Origin of the sequence: Neisseria blantyrii (genome assembly GCF_962747855.1) — a bacterium.
GTDB classification, from domain to species: domain Bacteria; phylum Pseudomonadota; class Gammaproteobacteria; order Burkholderiales; family Neisseriaceae; genus Neisseria; species Neisseria viridiae.
The window spans coordinates 1-16,231 of sequence record NZ_CAUIZY010000016.1 but is presented as its reverse complement, the minus strand read 5'-3'; the positions used below and the strand labels follow the sequence as shown (position 1 = coordinate 16,231).

The window sequence follows — 16,231 nt, the reverse complement described above, 5'->3', positions numbered from 1 at the left end:
GGATTGCAGTCAAATAACGCCCTTAAAAAATACAGCTGCTTTGGTCAAGAAATGCCGTCTGAAAAATTTTCAGACGGCATTTTGTTTGGCAGGCATTTCTGCCGCATCATCGGAAACGGACGATACGCCCTTCATCGACGCGGATGCGTACCGTACCGTTTCCGGAAATACCGTCCGTATGCTGTCCGACAGTCAGGTTTAAGGTCAGCTCGCCGTGTTCGGGATGGACGGCGGAAAGCCGGAACGAGTCGGGCAGGCGGACGAGGGAGAGCAGACGGCATTCCGTTCCATGATTGTCCAAGCACACGGCATTTTGCGGGATATGGCGGTCATCGTCGGTGTTGGGCAGACCCATCAGACGGGCGACCTGCACGCCGGAAGGCGTTTGAACCAAAGTTTCGGGCGTACCGCATTGAAGGATTTTCCCCTCGTGCATCACGGCGATTTCGTCTGCCGCCGTGCAGGCCTCTTCGGGCGAATGCGTTACCAAAACAGCAGGAATGCCGCCCTTGCGGATGCGTTCGGCGGTCATACGGCGCAGCGTGCCGCGCAAATGCGTGTCCAAACTGGAAAACGATTCGTCCAGCAACAGCAGGGAAGGGCGGACAACCAAAGCGCGCGCCAGTGCCAACCGTTGCTTTTCGCCTCCGGAAAGTTTTTCAGGCTTGCGGTGAGCCTCGTTTTCCAGCCCGACTTCGGAAAGTGCCGACAAGGCGAGGCGTTCGGCTTCGGCTTTCGGCATTTTTTGCATTTTCAAACCGAATGCCGCATTTTCCAGCGCACTCATATGGGGAAACAGCGCGTAATCTTGAAACATCAGCGAAATACGGCGTTTTTCGGGCGGCATACGGGTAATGTTTTCCCCGTTCAGCCATATTTCGCCGCCGTCCGGCCGGACAATCCCCGCAATCATATTCAGCAGGGTGGATTTTCCGCAGCCCGACCGCCCCAAAACGGCGAGTATTTTGCCGCGCCCGACAGTCAGGCAGATGTTGTCGGCAACCGTTTTGCCGCCGAAGCGTTTGCAGAGTCCGTTCAGTTCAAGCATAGCGCATCCTATAAACGTATGCCGTCCAGCCACTCGGACAGCGGGTGGGCGGCATCAATCAGACCGTAACGGCAAAACGCGTCCAGCGTAACCAGTTGCGCGTCGTGCATCATGTTTTCCGACAACATGGCGGCAACCAGGCTGCCGATGTCCATTTTCTCAAAACCCGCCACTTCGCCGTCCTGATTTTCAGGCAGGAAGGCTTCGGGCAGGACGGCATCGAATACATACAGGATTTCATTGTGGACGCCACGGCTGACGGGGCGCAGGCTGTGCAGCTGCGATACCGGGCGGATGAGCGGAAACAGCGTTTTATCCAAACCGGCTTCTTCGCTGCTTTCGCGGCACACGGCTTCAGACGGCATTTCGCCGCTGGAAACACCGCCGGCGGCAATATTGTCGAGTTTGTCGGGATCGACTGCCTTGTGCGGACTGCGCCTGCCTATCCAGAAATGCCATCGGCCGTCCGATTCGGTCAGACCGTTGAGATGGACAGCGCGGCTGAGCAGCCCGAACGGACGGAAAGCGGCGCGTTCGAGCGTGAACAAGGGATTGCCGCCGCTGTCGGTCAGGTCGAAACACTCGTTGCGCCAGCCGTCTAGCAGCCCCGCACAGTGCCAACTGCGGGCAAGATGTTGCAAGCGTCCGCCCATATCTGACCAGCCGTCCGCATTCAGGAAAATGCCGTCTGAAGACTCCGAGCAGCCTGCCTGCCAGTCTTTTTTGACGCGTTCCGCCCATTCCGGCGACAGGTTTCCCAAAGGCAGACCGTTCAGATACAGCGTTTTCCAGCAGCTTTCTGCACCGTAACTTGCTTTTGCCCACTCGAACAGGGCATCAAGGTCTTGTTTGCTGACGGATTCGGTAAAACGGACGGTCGGCATAGTCGGCTTTCTTGAACATAATGCGGAAGATTGTAGCCAAACCGCCTGAATTTGCAACCGCAAACAGACGGCGGTCTGCCGTTCCGATATTGCGGCAGGAAGGAAAATCCGGCAAAAAACGGAGGCAGCAGGAAACAGGAAACAGGAAACAGGAAACAGGAAACAGGAAACAGGAAACAGGAAACAGGAAACAGGAAACAGGCAAAACAAAACCCCTCGGCATTGAACCGAGGGGTTTGATATTTGGTTGCGGGAGCAGGATTCGAACCTACGACCTTCGGGTTATGAGCCCGACGAGCTACCATGCTGCTCCATCCCGCGTCAGAAAGTAAAACTATACGGAAGATTTTTTATGTTGTCAAACATTATTTCTGCGAAAAATCATAAAATTTTGCCGTCCGGCGGTTTATGCCTGATTTGAAATATTATTTTCTTTACAAAAGTTCATGTTCGTGATTTAATTTTGATTAACATTGAAACAGGGGTGCTGCCCGACAATTGGGCGGCTGAGAAATACCCTTTACACCCGATCGGGATAATACCTGCGTGGGGAGTTTTCACGGATTCTGCCTTTCAGACGGCATTGGTTTTCAAATGCCGTCTGAAAACGCAAAACGCTCCTGTTTCTTATCCTAAACGAGAAAACAGGAGCATTTTTTATGACTACGCCAAAAAAAACCGCCAAAACTTCCGGCAACGAAGCGCGCGAGCTTGCCGATTTGAGCGAAGACATCGGCATCCGCTTCAAATATCCGAACTCCGAGCGCGTATATCTGCAAGGCAGCCGCGACGACATCCGCGTGCCTTTGCGCGAAATCCGTCAGGACGACACCTACACGGCGCAAGGTACGGAAGCCAATCCGCCGATTCCCGTCTATGACACCAGCGGCGTGTACGGCGATCCGGCGGCGCATATCGACCTGAAACAAGGCCTGCCGCACATCCGCACGGCGTGGCTGGACGAACGCGGCGATACCGAAATCCTGCCCAAACTCTCCAGCGAATACGGTATCGAACGCGCACACGACCCGCAAACCGCCCATCTGCGTTTCAACCAAATCACCCGTCCGCGCCGCGCGAAAAGCGGCCGCAATGTAACCCAGCTTCACTACGCGCGCCAAGGCATTATCACGCCCGAAATGGAGTTTGTCGCCATACGCGAACGTTTAAAATTAGACGAATTGTCCCAAAAACCGGAATACGCCAAGCTCTTGAAACAGCACGCAGGACAAAGTTTCGGCGCGAACATCCCGACCCATCCCGACCAAATCACGCCCGAATTCGTGCGCCAAGAAATCGCCGCCGGACGCGCGATTATCCCTGCCAACATCAACCACCCCGAACTCGAACCGATGATTATCGGCCGCAACTTCCGCGTCAAAATCAACGGCAACTTGGGCAACTCCGCCGTCACTTCCAGTCTGACCGAAGAAGTCGAAAAAATGGTGTGGTCGCTGCGTTGGGGCGCGGACACGATTATGGATTTGTCCACCGGCGCGCATATCCACGAAACGCGCGAATGGATTATCCGCAACGCGCCCGTCCCCATCGGTACCGTGCCTATCTATCAGGCTTTGGAAAAAACCGGCGGTATTGCCGAAGATTTGACTTGGGATTTGTTCCGCGACACCTTAATCGAACAGGCGGAACAAGGCGTGGACTATTTCACCATACACGCGGGCGTGTTGCTGCGTTATGTGCCGATGACCGCCAACCGCCTCACCGGCATCGTCTCGCGCGGCGGTTCCATCATGGCGAAATGGTGTTTGGCACATCATCGGGAAAACTTCCTCTACACGCATTTCGACGAAATCTGCGAAATTATGAAGGCGTATGACGTATCGTTCAGCTTGGGCGACGGTTTGCGCCCCGGCTGCATTGCCGATGCCAACGACGAATCCCAATTCGCCGAATTGCACACCTTGGGCGAATTGACCGCCAAAGCGTGGAAACACGACGTACAAGTCATGATTGAAGGCCCCGGCCATGTGCCGCTGCAACGCGTCAAAGAAAACATGACCGAAGAGCTGCAACACTGCTTTGAAGCGCCTTTCTACACACTTGGCCCGCTCGTTACCGACATCGCCCCCGGCTACGACCACATCACCTCGGGCATAGGCGCGGCCAATATCGGCTGGTACGGCACGGCGATGCTTTGTTACGTTACCCCGAAAGAACATTTGGGGCTGCCCGACAAAGAAGACGTGCGTACCGGCATCATCACCTATAAACTTGCCGCCCACGCCGCCGACCTCGCCAAAGGCTGGCCGGGTGCACAGTTGCGCGACAACGCCCTGAGCAAGGCGCGTTTCGAATTCCGCTGGCGCGACCAATTCCGCCTCAGCCTCGACCCCGAACGCGCCGAGAGCTTCCACGACGAAACCCTGCCCGCCGAAGGCGCGAAAATCGCCCACTTCTGCTCAATGTGCGGCCCCAAATTCTGCTCGATGAAAATCACCCAGGAAGTGCGCGACTACGCCGACAAGCAAAAAGCCCAACGGCAGGGTATGGAGGAAAAAGCGATTGAGTTCGTCAAAAAAGGAGCGAAGCTTTACAGCTAAAACGTCAAGCAAAAAATGCCGTCTGAAGCCCGGATGTCGGGTTTCAGACGGCATTTTTGTTTTCAAACGGGGTACGGTTCTGAGCCGGTGTGCGGACGGAAGCCTATTTTGCAGAAACCGATCCGCTTACGGACGATTCGCTGCCGGAGGCAGGCTTTTGCACTCTTTTGTCGGTAAATACGCAAACGACGTCGGCATTGTTGTAGGTAATGTTTCTGAATGTTATTGCAGTAAATGCCAAAAAAGTTGCTCACACTACTGCTTATTAGCTACAAAGCGATTGCAAGTTTATTTGGATATGTGGTTTTATTCTTATGCTAAAACTACTAACATCGTTATTTTGTTTTAATTCAACATAAAGATATTCACTTATCTCATCATTTTTTATTTTCATTTCAATAATTTGCTCTAAATAATATGATAAAATCATTCCAATAGATGAAAAAACTTTTATGGATACATACGGCAAAGCATATCCAAAGGCAATTTCAAAATTATTGATACCGTCATTTAATTTAAAAATAACACAACTTTCATCTTCGCTAATTACTGGTTCTTTTTCAAAAAACCACATTAACTCATCTGCGTTAAGTAACATATTTTCATACATTATTGTCCCACTTTGGGAATTACTGTATTAAATACCCTTGTTCCGTTTGGTAATACTTGATATGTGGTTTCAAATTTTACAAAATTTCCACTTGGACTTGCAAACAACGATTCTCGAACTTCAAAATTACCGTATTGTGTAGAAAAAGTTCTGACGATGTTATTGTTATTTTGTGTAACATTTGAAAAGTGTTCGGTCAAGAGATTGCGTCCATAAGTATTATGTAGTTGGTGTCGCAGTAGTTGAGTTTAGGTTTCATATGGGCTACTGCATTATTTTTTATATATCAAATTAGAAGTAAATTTATCAATATTTTCTTTTAATGCTACCTCTTCTGGTATTTTTTCATCTAGGATAGCAATTAAAGTATGGTTATCATTTCCCATCGTCGAAATTGTAAAGAACTCAAATAAAACATCATCAATAGGGTGATATGGGAGAGAGGTTGTAATTACATCTAGAAGTTTATCATTATGATATGACTCCGATTCCAAATATAAATCTAAAATATTTTCTATACTTAGAAGATTTTTTTCCAATGATAATAACCCAATCTATAGGCGTCTTTTTGATATATTTTATTAAATATTCAATATTTTCTCTTAGTTTGTAACAGCTAATTAATATACTTGCGTTTGTGCTAATATTGACTGATTCTAGTTCACTAATAGAACTTAAAGAATGATAGACTATGTCCATTTATTTTCCTTTTATTACATCAATTCTTTTTTGAAATGCCTTGATTTCTCGTTCCAAATACAAGATTCTTCTTTCTTGTGCGTTTTTAACGATATTTTTTGGGCGACCACAAAGAGCGGGAGTTGCTCATTTCCCCATTGGGTCGGATTGAAGAAAGGCAGTTCGCCGTTTACGCATTTCCGGGCTTCTTCGTTATTAGAATATATACATATCCTGCTTTGATCGACAGGTGGTTTTTGTGCAGCCTGTTCTTTGCATCCGGCGAGCGCGGTCAGGACGGCGAGTTTCTTCATATTGAATCTCCCGTGTAGGTTGAATGCGGAAATGCCGTCTGAAACGGATGGCATTATTCCAAAATAAAAAGTTCCCTGCCGTGGATTTTGAGCCACTGTTTCGCTTCGGGCGTGTAGGGGGCGAAGCGGCGGGTCAGTTCCCAAAAGGCGGGGCTGTGGTCGGCATGGGCGAGGTGGCAGAGTTCGTGTATGCAGACATAGTCGGCAACGTATTCCGGTGCGCCGACCAGCCGCCAGTTGAGGCGTATGCCCGTGGTTTTGCGGCACACGCCCCAGAAGGTTTTGGCGGAGGTCAGTGCGGCGGCGGTTGGGAACAGGCGGACGGTTCGGGCGTGGCGTTCGAGACGGGGAATCAGGTAACTGTGCGCCTGCAGTTCCAAAAAGTCCCACAGCAGCGCAAGCTGTTTTTCGGGCGCGCCTTCGGGGACGCGGATTTCAGACGGCATCAGCAGGATTTTCGTGTCTTGATGGGCGGTGAGGGCAAGCCGCCTGCCGTGGAAGAGGATGGATTCGGGCAGCCGGTTTTCGGCAGTTTGCGGCGGCGTTTTGGCAAGGGTGCGGCGCAGGACGGCTTCGTTTTCATACAGCCAGCGGTTGAGGGCGGCGGCGGACAGGTGCGGTGGGACGCTGATACTGACGGTATGTGTGCCGATAGGGCGGATAATCAGGTTTTTCTTGGCACGGCGTTTGATTTCTATGGTCAGTTCCATGCCGTCTGAAAGGGTGTGGACAAAGGCGGTCATACGGTTTCAGACGGCATTTTGGCGGCAAACGGGCCTGCGCCGGAAATAAGCGGCTGCTGCGTTTCGATGAGGTGTTCGCATTTTTCCATCAGTTCGGCTTCGCTACCGCTTGCGTGCGGGATAGGCGGACAGATGACGACGGTGATTTCCCCCGGATATTTCAGAAAGGAATTTTTCGGCCAAAATTCGCCGCTGTTGAGGGCGACGGGGACGATGTCCATCTCAAACATTTTCGCCATGCGCGCGCCGCCGAGCTTGTATTTGCCGCGTTTTCCGGGTGCAAGGCGCGTGCCTTCGGGGAAAATGGTAATCCAATAGCCTTCGTTTTTGCGCGCCAACCCCTGTTTTATGAGCTGTTCGTTGGCTTCGCGGCGGTTGTTGCGGTCTATGCCTATGGTTTTGACCAGCTTCAAACCCCAGCCGAAAAAGGGGATTTTGAACAACTCGCGTTTGGCAACGTAAACCTGCGGCGGAAAAATGTCCTGAAGGGCAAGCGTTTCCCAGCCGCTTTGGTGTTTGGCGCAGATGACGGCGGGGCGGTCGGGGATGTTTTCCGCGCCGATGATGCGGTATTTAAGCCCGACGATGTGTTTGAGCGACCAGTTGAGGATGCCGACCCAGACCCGCGCCATCTTGTGCGCACCGTCCCAGAAAGGCGAAGCGAGCAGCATAAAGGGAAAGAGGAAAATCAGGCTGGAACAGAGTATCAGCCAGTAAATCAGGTTGCGGATGATCAGCATGGTTTTGCCTTGTCGGAATGCGGTATGTTCAGTCGGCTTGCGGTGCGGCGTTTTCCTGCATGATGTATTGTGAGAAATCGAGCAGGGTATCGAAAACCTGTGTGTGTTCGGGTAATTCGTGTCCGTGTTGGGAGAGCGTTTTTTTGCCTTTTCCGGTCAGAACCAGCGCGGGTTTTCCGCCGACGGCATCGATTGCCTGCAAATCACGCAGGCTGTCGCCGACCAGCCAGGTTTCCGAGGCTTGGGCGTTGAAGCGTCCAATGATGTCTTCAATCATGCCCGGTTTGGGCTTGCGGCAGTTGCAGTTGTCGGCGTTGGTGTGGGGGCAGAACCAGATGCCGTTGATTTCGCCGCCGGCCTGACGGACGAGGCGGTGCATTTTGGCATGCATTTCGGTGAGGTCTTGAACGGTAAAATATTTGCGGCCGATGCCGGATTGGTTGGTGGCGACGGCAACGGTGCAGCCTGCCTGCGTCAGGAATGCCACCGCATCCATGCTGCCTTCGATAGGTATCCACTCGTCAACGGATTTGACGAAGTCGTCGCGGTCCTGGTTGATGACGCCGTCGCGGTCGAGAATGATGAGTTTCATCACGGTTCCTTTGGGTTGGGCAGGTTCGGGGATGGCATTATACTGAAATATCGGTGGAAATGCGCCTGTGCTGTATTATAATGCACGCTTTCGATAATAATTCGCAACGGCACAGGTATGCCGTTTTGAGGAGTGGGGCGGGATGGTTGCCTATGCTTTCCTATTTTTGTTTGTAACGGCGGCGTTGGTGCTGATTATCAGGTCGCACTACCGCTGGACGTATTTTTTCGCGTCCGCGCTGTTTGTCTTTTTGGCGGGCGGTATGCTGATGTTGACGGCTCAGTGGCAGCGCGCCTTGAATTTCGCTTCGGTCTGGTTTGTGGTGCTGATACTGTTCCACAGGCTGAAAATCCATTATTACAAACAGCCGCTGTTGATTTCCGACTTTTTGCTGATTGCCGACTGGCGGAATTGGGAAACGCTGTTCCATTATAAGGAAGCGGTTATCGGTATGGCGGGGCTGCTGGCTTTGGCGGCATATGCGGTTTTCGGCTGGAGCGGTGCGGATGCTTTGGGTGTGCCGTGGCGGTGGGCAGGCGCGGCGTTGTTTGCGGCGGCGTTCGTGTCGATGCGGCATTTTTCCAAACATCCGGGCGCGGTAAAGACGTGGCTGGACTCGCTGCCGGACGACGGGCGCGATGTGTTTTTGAACCTGCCGATGTCCTGTCGGGCGGTGTTTTTCCAAGTACCCGTGTTCGAGGGCGACGGGGAAGCGTTTGCCAGGCAGATGCCGTCTGAAACCCAGCCGTGCGGGATGTCGGATGAAAAACCCGATATTGTCGTTACCCTGATGGAATCGACGCTCGATCCGCACTGTTTCGACTTTGCCGCCGCCAAGATTCCCGATTTGAAAATGTTCGGACGGCAGGAAGATACCGTATTTTCCTCACCTTTGCGCGTGCATACTTTCGGCGGCGCAACGTGGAAGTCCGAATTTGCGTTTTTGGCGGGTGTTCCGTCCACGGATTTCGGCGCGTTGGCAAGCGGCGTGTTTTACTCGGTCGTACCGCATTTGCAGACCGGTTTTGTCCGCAACCTGCGCGAACACGGTTATTTTTGCGTGGCACTCTCGCCGTTTACCAAGGGCAACTACAATGCCAAGGCCGCATATGACCATTTCGGCTTTAATCTGATGTTCCAGCCGCAAGATTTGGGCTATCCCGCGCCGATGGGCAAAAACCTGTGGCACATTTCCAGTGAGGAAATGATGCAGTATGCGCGGATGATTCTCGAAAAACGCCATCCCGATTTGGAAAACGTGCGGCAGCCGATGTTCGTATATGTGCTGACCATGAAGGAGTACGGGCCGTATCGGACGGATACCGACAATGTGTTTGATTTGGATGCGCCCGATTTGAATGCGAAAACCGTATCCGCACTTAATGACTACATCGGGCGCATTGCCGATTTGGACAAAGCAGTGGAAAGTTTCGACCGTTATCTGCACGAACGCGGCAAACCCTTTGTTTTCGGTTATTTCGGCGATCATCAGGTACCGTTTGAGGGCGTGTCCGTCAGGAAGAAATGGGATTACGCTCAGCCGGATTATGTAACGCAGTTTGCCGTCAGGAGCAATATTGCCGGAGGATTCGTACAGCGGCAGGATTTCCTCGACCTTGCCTTTGCAGGCGGCGTGCTGATGGAGGCGGCGGGTTTGGAAGCCAAAGACGGCTTCATGCGTGCGAATATGGCGATGCGCGGTTTGTGCGGCGGAGGGTTGGAAGACTGCCCGAACTGGGAGTTGGTCGGAAATTACCGCAACTATCTGTACGACGTTTTGAAAATTGCCCGTTAGCTTTTTGTCGCACGGCTGCAACGGTTGCAAAAATGCCGTCTGAACAGGGCTTCAGACGGCATTTTGCCTTTATCCTTTAAATACGGGGACGAGTTCCATTTGGCTCAATACCTGTGCGGCGATGTTGATGATGCCGAAAAGGAAGACCCAAACCATCAGCCACAAGCCGCCGTAAACTTTATAGGTTTTGCCTGCACCGAATTTTTTGCGCGAACGGTAGAGCAGCATGGCGGGGATGATGCCTGTCCAGACGGTTGCCGCCAGGCCGACGTAGCCGATGGCGGTAACGAAGCCGGTGGGGAAGAGCAGGCAGGAAATCAGAGGCGGCAGGAAGGTCAGCGCGGCGGTTTTGGTGCGGCCGGACACGCTGTCGTTCCATTTGAAGATGTCGGCGATGTAGTCGAAGAGTCCGAGCGTTACGCCTAAAAACGAGGTGGCGATCGCCATATAGGAAAACAGGGACAATATTTTATCCATATTGCCGGTTTGGGCGAATTTGGACAGGGTTTCAATCAGGACGGAGACTTGCCCTTCGGCGGCGATGACGGGGGCGAACCCGCTGCGCGGCAGGTTGCCTTGGATGGCGGTTTGCCAGAGGACGTAAATTACCAGCGCAATCAGTGTGCCCGTCCAGATGGATTTCGCCACTTTGGGCGCGTCGCCTTTAAAGTATTTGAGCAGGCTGGAGACGTTGCCGTGGAAGCCGAAGGAAGCGAGGCAGACGGGCAGGGCGGTGGCGGCGTAAATCCAGTAGCTGGTGCCTGCGGGGGCTTGGGTATCTAAGAGGACGGACGGCTTGGCATCGGCAATCAGGCCGCCGGTTGCCCAAATAAAGGTCAATACCATGCCGCCGATGAGGATGCCGGTGAATCGGTCGACCAAGCGTGCGGATGCCCACACGCAAAAGGCGAGGATGCCGAAGAAGACGAGTTGTCCGACGGTAAGCGAAACATTGCCGCCCAAGGCGTTGCCGATGCCTTTGGCGGTCAGGTCGCCGCCGACGAAGATGTAGGCGTAGGTGAGCAGGTATAGTACGAAGGCGACGGCAACGCCGTTGATGATGTTCCAGCCGCGTCCGAGCAGGTCTTTGACCATCGTGTCGAAACTTGCGCCGTGGGGGTAGTGGGTGTTGACTTCCAAAATCATCAGGCCGCTGGAGAGCATGGAAAACCAGGTGTACAGCAACACGGCCAGCGAGCCGGTAAACCATATGCCGGATGTGGCGGTCGGGTTGGCAAGCATGCCTGCGCCGATAACCGTACCGGCGATAATCATCGCGCCGCCGAACAGGGAAGGGGTTTTGGTTGACATTGTTTATCTTTCTTCTAGAAATGCGCGGCTGCCATTATGCCGTAAAGTGTAAGGGTTTGTAAGGTATTTGCGCCGCACCGCCCGAAAAGGCTTTCAGACGGCATCGTGTTCCATAGTATAATCTTGGGTTTTGGAGTGGGGCGGTTCGTCAGATGGGAGGGAAAATGTCCGACAAAAAATATAATGTCGATGAACGGGAAATCGCCAAATTCAGCCGGATTGCCGACAAATGGTGGGACAAGTCGGGCGAGTTCAAAACCTTGCACGACATCAATCCGCTCCGGCTCGATTATATCGACGGACACGCGGATTTGCGTGGCAAACGGGTTTTGGATGTGGGCTGCGGCGGCGGGATTTTGGCGGAAAGCATGGTGCGGCGCGGCGCGGCGTTTGTAAAGGGCATCGACATGGCGGAGCAGTCGCTGGAAACCGCCCGCCTGCACGCGGCTTTGAACAATGTCGCCGATATTGAATACGAATGTATCCGCGTGGAAGACCTTGCCGGGGCGGAACCGCACTCGTTCGATGTGGTAACGTGCATGGAAATGATGGAACACGTCCCCGATCCCGCCGCCATCGTGCGTGCTTGTGCCAAGCTGGTCAAACCGGACGGCATGGTGTTTTTTTCTACCATCAATAAAAACCCGAAATCGTACCTGCATCTGATTGTGGCGGCGGAATATCTGTTGAAGTTTGTTCCCAAAGGCACGCACGACTGGAAAAAATTCATCGCGCCTGCCGAGCTGGCGCGGATGTGCCGTCAGGCGGGCTTGGATGTGGCGGATACAAAGGGTATGACTTACCATGTGTTGTCGCAAACTTATGCCCTGTGCGATTCGACCGATGTGAATTATATGTTTGCCTGCCGTCCGGCGTTCTGACGGCGGGTTTGCACGTTTTTGAGCAAGTGAGTTGATATGTCTGTCTATACCAGTGTTTCCGATGATGAAATGCGTGGCTTCCTGAGCGGTTACGATTTGGGGGAATTTGTTTCCCTGCAGGGTATCGCGCAGGGGATTACCAACAGCAATTATTTTCTGACGACGACTTCGGGACGTTATGTGCTGACCGTGTTTGAAGTGTTGAAACAGGAAGAGCTGCCGTTTTTTCTGGAGCTTAACCGGCATTTGAGTATGAAGGGCGTGGCGGTTGCCGCGCCGGTTGCGCGCAAAGACGGCCGGCTTGATTCTGTTTTGGCGGGCAAGCCCGCCTGCCTGGTTGCCTGCCTGAAAGGTTCGGACACCGCGCTGCCGACGACGGAACAGTGTTTCCATACCGGCGCGATGTTGGCGAAAATGCACCTTGCCGCCGCCGATTTCCCTTTGGAAATGGAAAACCCGCGTTACGATGCGTGGTGGACGGAGGCGTGTGCCCGGCTGCTGCCCGTCCTGTCGCAAGACGATGCCGCGCTGCTGTGTTCCGAAATCGACGCGCTGAAGGGAAACCTCGGCAACCATCTGCCTTCGGGCATCATCCACGCCGATTTGTTTAAAGACAATGTGTTGCTTGACGGCGGACGGGTGTCGGGTTTCATCGATTTCTATTACGCCTGCCGGGGCAATTTTATGTATGACTTGGCGATTGCGGTCAACGATTGGGCAAGGACGGCGGACAATAAGTTGGATGAGGCGTTGAAAAAGGCGTTTATCGGCGGTTATGAGGGCGTGCGCCCCTTGAGTGCCGAAGAAAAGGCGTATTTCCCGACCGCCCAACGTGCCGGCTGCATCCGTTTTTGGGTGTCGCGCCTGTTGGACTTTCATTTTCCTCAGGCGGGCGAGATGACGTTTATCAAAGACCCGAACGCGTTCCGCAACCTGCTGTTGAGTTTGGATTGAGTGCGTCCGGCGTTTGGCAGAAATGCCGTCTGAAAGGGCTTCAGACGGCATTTTGTTTCGGGTTTGAATATGTTTTCCGGTTCGGCGTACCGGTTTCGGCTGCTTTGTTACGCACCCGCGCCGGTGTCCGACTCTGAATTCCGGCGGTTGGCTGCGGCGGTTTGACGGCGACGGATAAAATTGTGCAGTCATTTTTGGTTGGCTTTGGGTACAATCCAGCCGTTATGTTTTGAAGTGGGGAAGGCGATGGATGGACGGCGTTGGGCGGTACGGGGTGCTTTTGCCCTGCTGCCTTCGGCTTTTTTGGCGGTAATGGTCGTTGCGCCTTTGTGGGCGGTGGCGGCGTATGACGGTTTGGCGTGGCGCGCGGTGCTGTCGGATGCCTATATGCTCAAACGTTTGGCGTGGACGGTGTTTCAGGCGGCGGCAACCTGTATCTTGGTGCTTCCCTTGTGCGTACCTGTCGCGTGGGTGCTGGCGCGGCTGGCGTTCCCGGGGCGGGCTTTGGTGCTGCGCCTGCTGATGCTGCCTTTCGTGATGCCGACGCTGGTGGCGGGCGTGGGCGTGCTGGCTCTGTTCGGGGCGGACGGCCTGTTGTGGCGCGGCTGGCAGGATACGCCGTATCTGTTGTTGTACGGCAATGTGTTTTTCAACCTTCCTGTGTTGGTCAGGGCGGCATATCAGGGGTTTGTTCAAGTGCCTGCGGCACGGCTTCAGACGGCACGGACATTGGGCGCGGGGGCGTGGCGGCGGTTTTGGAACATTGAAATGCCCGTTTTGCGCCCGTGGCTTGCCAGCGGCGTGTGCCTTGTCTTTCTGTATTGTTTTTCGGGGTTCGGGCTGGCATTGCTGCTGGGCGGCAGCCGTTATGCCACGGTCGAAGTGGAAATTTACCAATTGGTTATGTTCGAACTCGATATGGCGGGGGCTTCGGCACTGGTGTGGCTGGTGTTGGGGGTAACGGCGGCAGCGGGATTGCTGTATGCGTGGTTCGGCAGACGCGCGGGTTCGGATAAGGCGGTTTCCCCTGTGATGCCGTCTGAACCGCAGTCGGTCGGGGAATATGTGCTGCTGGCGTTTGCGGCGGCGGTGTTGTCCGTGTGCTGCCTGTTTCCTTTGTCGGCAATTGTTGTGAAAGCGTGGTCGGCCGGAGAATCGTGGCGTGTGTTAATGGAAAGTGAAACGTGGCAGGCGGTGTGGAATACTTTGCGCTTTTCGGCGGCGGCGGTGTTTGCGGCGGCGGTTTTGGGTGTGGTGTATGCGGCGGCGGCGCGGCGGCTGGCGTGGATGCGCGGGCTGATGTTTTTGCCGTTTATGGTGTCGCCGGTTTGTGTTTCGGCGGGCGTGCTGCTGCTTTATCCGCAGTGGACGGCTTCATTGCCGCTGCTGTTGGCGATGTATGCGCTGCTGGCTTATCCGTTTGTGGCAAAAGATGTTTTATCAGCCTGGGATGCACTGCCGCCGGATTACGGCAGGGCGGCGGCGGGTTTGGGCGCAAACGGCTTTCAGACGGCATACCGTATCACGCTCCCCCTCTTGAAACCGGCGTTGCGGCGCGGTCTGACTTTGGCGGCGGCAACCTGTGTGGGCGAATTTGCGGCAACCCTGTTCCTGTCGCGTCCGGAATGGCAGACGTTGACGACTTTGATTTATGCCTATTTGGGACGCGCGGGTGAGGATAATTATGCGCGGGCAATGGTGTTGACCCTGCTGTTGTCGGCGTTCGCGCTGGGCATTTTCCTGCTGCTGGACGGCGGCGAAGGCGGAAAACGGACGGAAACGTTATAATGTGAACCCTTTTTCAGAGGACGGCAAAATGAGCGAGTTGGATAACATCCTTGCCCACAACCGGCAGTTTGTCGAGTCGGGCGAATATGAAAAATACTTTACCGACAAATACCCCGAACGCGGGCTGGCGGTTTTGTCCTGTATGGATGCGCGGATTATCGAGCTGCTGCCCGATGCCTTGGGTTTGAAAAACGGCGATGCCAAGCTGATTAAAAATGCCGGCGCGCTGGTTACGCACCCGTGGGGTTCGGTGATGCGGAGCCTGCTGGTTGCCGTGTTTGAGCTGAAAGTCAAAGAAATTATGGTCATCGCCCACCACGATTGCGGTATGCAGGGGCTGAATGCCGAAGAATTCCTCGGGCGCGTCCGGGAAAGCAGGATTCCCGAAGACCGTATCGAAACCCTGCGTTATGCAGGTGTCGACCTCGACGGCTGGCTGACCGGTTTCGACAACGTCGAAGACAGCGTGCGCCATACGGTCGAACTCATCCGCCGCCATCCGCTGATGCCGCGCCATATTGCCGTTCACGGATTAGTCATCCATCCCGTTACCGGCAAACTGACCCTGATTGTGGACGGCAGTGTTTCAGACGGCATGGACTTATCGGAAGGAACGGAAACATCATGAAAAAAATCGGACTGTTCGGCGGCACTTTCGACCCGATACACAACGGACATCTCCACATCGCCCGCGCCTTTGCAGACGAAATCGGCTTGGACACGGTTGTTTTCCTACCGGCAGGCGGCCCCTACCACAAAGACGCCGCCTCCGCTTCCGCCGCCGACCGCCTTGCCATGGTCGAACTGGCGACGGCAGAAGACGCGCGTTTTGCCGTCAGCGACTGCGACATCGTCCGTCACGGCGAGACTTATACTTTCGACACCGTCCAAATTTTCCGCCAGCAGTTCCCCGCCGCGCAACTTTGGTGGCTGATGGGCAGCGACAGCCTGATGAAGCTGCATACTTGGAAAAAATGGCAGATGCTCGTGCGCGAAACCAATATTGCCGTCGCCATGCGGCAGGGCGACAGCCTGCACCAAACCCCGCGCGAACTGCACGCATGGCTGGGCAAGTCCCTTCAGGACGGCAGCGTCCGCATCTTGTCCGCCCCGATGCATAATGTGTCGTCAACGGAAATCCGCCGCGCCGGTGTTTCAGACGGCATCCCACCTGCCGCCGCCCGTTATATCCGAGAACACTGGCTGTACGAAAAATTATGATAAATAATACTCACTAGAAATATGAACAGCAAAACTAAACTTCGAGTTAATAAAATAATCGAACTGAAGCATCATATTGAGAATTGGGAAACTCAAACAAGCGAAGAGATC

15 protein-coding genes, 1 tRNA gene and 1 riboswitch are annotated in these 16,231 nt (G+C 53.9%); of the genes, 7 read left to right on the top strand and 9 right to left on the bottom strand.

From position 1 onward, the window contains the following. Positions 1–106 precede the first annotated feature (106 nt). The 3 genes from Q9J80_RS10090 to Q9J80_RS10080 form a co-directional block, all read right to left on the bottom strand. A complete protein-coding gene (locus tag Q9J80_RS10090; RefSeq protein WP_301673294.1) occupies positions 107–1,048 on the bottom strand; it encodes an ABC transporter ATP-binding protein in 942 nt (313 codons plus the stop codon). 8 nt (positions 1,049–1,056) lie between these two features. Then, positions 1,057–1,932 carry an NUDIX hydrolase gene (locus Q9J80_RS10085; protein WP_301673293.1) on the bottom strand — a complete coding sequence of 292 codons (876 nt, stop codon included), beginning with the start codon at positions 1,930–1,932 and terminating at the stop codon, positions 1,057–1,059. A 244-nt stretch (positions 1,933–2,176) separates the two neighbouring features. Beyond that, positions 2,177–2,253, bottom strand: a tRNA-Met gene (locus Q9J80_RS10080). A 149-nt stretch (positions 2,254–2,402) separates the two neighbouring features. Further along, positions 2,403–2,502, top strand: a riboswitch (TPP riboswitch). A gap of 89 nt (positions 2,503–2,591) precedes the next feature. Between Q9J80_RS10080 and thiC the strand changes: the two genes are divergently transcribed. Beyond that, complete coding sequence (thiC, locus tag Q9J80_RS10075) at positions 2,592–4,493, top strand: phosphomethylpyrimidine synthase ThiC (RefSeq protein ID WP_301673292.1); 1,902 nt, start codon at positions 2,592–2,594, stop codon at positions 4,491–4,493. 265 nt (positions 4,494–4,758) lie between these two features. Here the strand turns inward: thiC and Q9J80_RS10070 are convergent, their stop codons facing one another. The 5 genes from Q9J80_RS10070 to gmhB form a co-directional block, all read right to left on the bottom strand. Next, the gene (locus tag Q9J80_RS10070) at positions 4,759–5,103 is read right to left on the bottom strand and encodes a hypothetical protein (protein ID WP_304671712.1); all 345 of its coding nucleotides are present in this window, start codon (positions 5,101–5,103) and stop codon (positions 4,759–4,761) included. A gap of 713 nt (positions 5,104–5,816) precedes the next feature. Then, positions 5,817–6,095 carry a hypothetical protein gene (locus Q9J80_RS10065; RefSeq protein WP_301673291.1) on the bottom strand — a complete coding sequence of 93 codons (279 nt, stop codon included), beginning with the start codon at positions 6,093–6,095 and terminating at the stop codon, positions 5,817–5,819. A 53-nt stretch (positions 6,096–6,148) separates the two neighbouring features. Beyond that, the gene (locus Q9J80_RS10060; RefSeq protein ID WP_301670258.1) at positions 6,149–6,838 is read right to left on the bottom strand and encodes a YgjP family zinc-dependent metalloprotease; all 690 of its coding nucleotides are present in this window, start codon (positions 6,836–6,838) and stop codon (positions 6,149–6,151) included. Then, on the bottom strand, positions 6,835–7,578 hold the full coding sequence (locus Q9J80_RS10055; RefSeq protein ID WP_301673290.1) for a lysophospholipid acyltransferase family protein: 744 nt from the start codon (positions 7,576–7,578) through the stop codon (positions 6,835–6,837). The genes Q9J80_RS10060 and Q9J80_RS10055 overlap by 4 nt, the downstream gene beginning before the upstream one ends. 28 nt (positions 7,579–7,606) lie before the next feature. Next, positions 7,607–8,170 carry a D-glycero-beta-D-manno-heptose 1,7-bisphosphate 7-phosphatase gene (gene gmhB / locus Q9J80_RS10050; protein ID WP_301673289.1) on the bottom strand — a complete coding sequence of 188 codons (564 nt, stop codon included), beginning with the start codon at positions 8,168–8,170 and terminating at the stop codon, positions 7,607–7,609. A 142-nt stretch (positions 8,171–8,312) separates the two neighbouring features. Here gmhB and Q9J80_RS10045 point away from each other — a divergent pair, with 142 nt between their 5' ends. Beyond that, positions 8,313–9,965, top strand: coding sequence for an LTA synthase family protein (locus Q9J80_RS10045; RefSeq protein ID WP_301673288.1), 1,653 nt, complete (start codon positions 8,313–8,315; stop codon positions 9,963–9,965). Between the two features lie 69 nt (positions 9,966–10,034). On the opposite strand, the gene Q9J80_RS10040 is transcribed toward Q9J80_RS10045, so the two are convergent. Beyond that, on the bottom strand, positions 10,035–11,276 hold the full coding sequence (locus tag Q9J80_RS10040; protein ID WP_301673287.1) for an aromatic amino acid transporter: 1,242 nt from the start codon (positions 11,274–11,276) through the stop codon (positions 10,035–10,037). A 152-nt stretch (positions 11,277–11,428) separates the two neighbouring features. Here Q9J80_RS10040 and ubiG point away from each other — a divergent pair, with 152 nt between their 5' ends. The 5 genes from ubiG to nadD all read left to right on the top strand — a co-directional run bounded on the left by ubiG (position 11,429) and on the right by nadD (position 16,120). Then, a complete protein-coding gene (gene ubiG / locus Q9J80_RS10035) occupies positions 11,429–12,157 on the top strand; it encodes a bifunctional 2-polyprenyl-6-hydroxyphenol methylase/3-demethylubiquinol 3-O-methyltransferase UbiG (protein ID WP_301673286.1) in 729 nt (242 codons plus the stop codon). A 36-nt stretch (positions 12,158–12,193) separates the two neighbouring features. Next, positions 12,194–13,111, top strand: a complete 918-nt coding sequence (thrB, locus tag Q9J80_RS10030) for a homoserine kinase (RefSeq protein ID WP_301673285.1) — start codon at positions 12,194–12,196, stop codon at positions 13,109–13,111. A 246-nt stretch (positions 13,112–13,357) separates the two neighbouring features. Then, positions 13,358–14,899, top strand: a complete 1,542-nt coding sequence (locus tag Q9J80_RS10025) for an ABC transporter permease (RefSeq protein ID WP_304671715.1) — start codon at positions 13,358–13,360, stop codon at positions 14,897–14,899. Between the two features lie 28 nt (positions 14,900–14,927). After that, the gene (locus tag Q9J80_RS10020) at positions 14,928–15,527 is read left to right on the top strand and encodes a beta-class carbonic anhydrase (protein WP_304671716.1); all 600 of its coding nucleotides are present in this window, start codon (positions 14,928–14,930) and stop codon (positions 15,525–15,527) included. Next, complete coding sequence (nadD, locus tag Q9J80_RS10015; RefSeq protein ID WP_304671714.1) at positions 15,524–16,120, top strand: nicotinate-nucleotide adenylyltransferase; 597 nt, start codon at positions 15,524–15,526, stop codon at positions 16,118–16,120. Before Q9J80_RS10020 ends, nadD begins: the two co-directional genes overlap by 4 nt. The last annotated feature ends 111 nt before the right edge of the window (positions 16,121–16,231 follow it).

Excerpts from the sequence above, each read along its gene's own strand:
- Q9J80_RS10090 (WP_301673294.1), bottom strand. The coding sequence starts at position 1,048 with ATGCTTGAACTGAACGGACTCTGCAAACGCTTCGGCGGCAAAACGGTT.
- Q9J80_RS10085 (WP_301673293.1), bottom strand. The coding sequence starts at position 1,932 with ATGCCGACCGTCCGTTTTACCGAATCCGTCAGCAAACAAGACCTTGAT.
- thiC (WP_301673292.1), top strand. The coding sequence starts at position 2,592 with ATGACTACGCCAAAAAAAACCGCCAAAACTTCCGGCAACGAAGCGCGC.
- Q9J80_RS10070 (WP_304671712.1), bottom strand. The coding sequence starts at position 5,103 with ATGTATGAAAATATGTTACTTAACGCAGATGAGTTAATGTGGTTTTTT.
- Q9J80_RS10065 (WP_301673291.1), bottom strand. The coding sequence starts at position 6,095 with ATGAAGAAACTCGCCGTCCTGACCGCGCTCGCCGGATGCAAAGAACAG.
- Q9J80_RS10060 (WP_301670258.1), bottom strand. The coding sequence starts at position 6,838 with ATGACCGCCTTTGTCCACACCCTTTCAGACGGCATGGAACTGACCATA.
- Q9J80_RS10055 (WP_301673290.1), bottom strand. The coding sequence starts at position 7,578 with ATGCTGATCATCCGCAACCTGATTTACTGGCTGATACTCTGTTCCAGC.
- gmhB (WP_301673289.1), bottom strand. The coding sequence starts at position 8,170 with ATGAAACTCATCATTCTCGACCGCGACGGCGTCATCAACCAGGACCGC.
- Q9J80_RS10045 (WP_301673288.1), top strand. The coding sequence starts at position 8,313 with ATGGTTGCCTATGCTTTCCTATTTTTGTTTGTAACGGCGGCGTTGGTG.
- Q9J80_RS10040 (WP_301673287.1), bottom strand. The coding sequence starts at position 11,276 with ATGTCAACCAAAACCCCTTCCCTGTTCGGCGGCGCGATGATTATCGCC.
- ubiG (WP_301673286.1), top strand. The coding sequence starts at position 11,429 with ATGGGAGGGAAAATGTCCGACAAAAAATATAATGTCGATGAACGGGAA.
- thrB (WP_301673285.1), top strand. The coding sequence starts at position 12,194 with ATGTCTGTCTATACCAGTGTTTCCGATGATGAAATGCGTGGCTTCCTG.
- Q9J80_RS10025 (WP_304671715.1), top strand. The coding sequence starts at position 13,358 with ATGGATGGACGGCGTTGGGCGGTACGGGGTGCTTTTGCCCTGCTGCCT.
- Q9J80_RS10020 (WP_304671716.1), top strand. The coding sequence starts at position 14,928 with ATGAGCGAGTTGGATAACATCCTTGCCCACAACCGGCAGTTTGTCGAG.
- nadD (WP_304671714.1), top strand. The coding sequence starts at position 15,524 with ATGAAAAAAATCGGACTGTTCGGCGGCACTTTCGACCCGATACACAAC.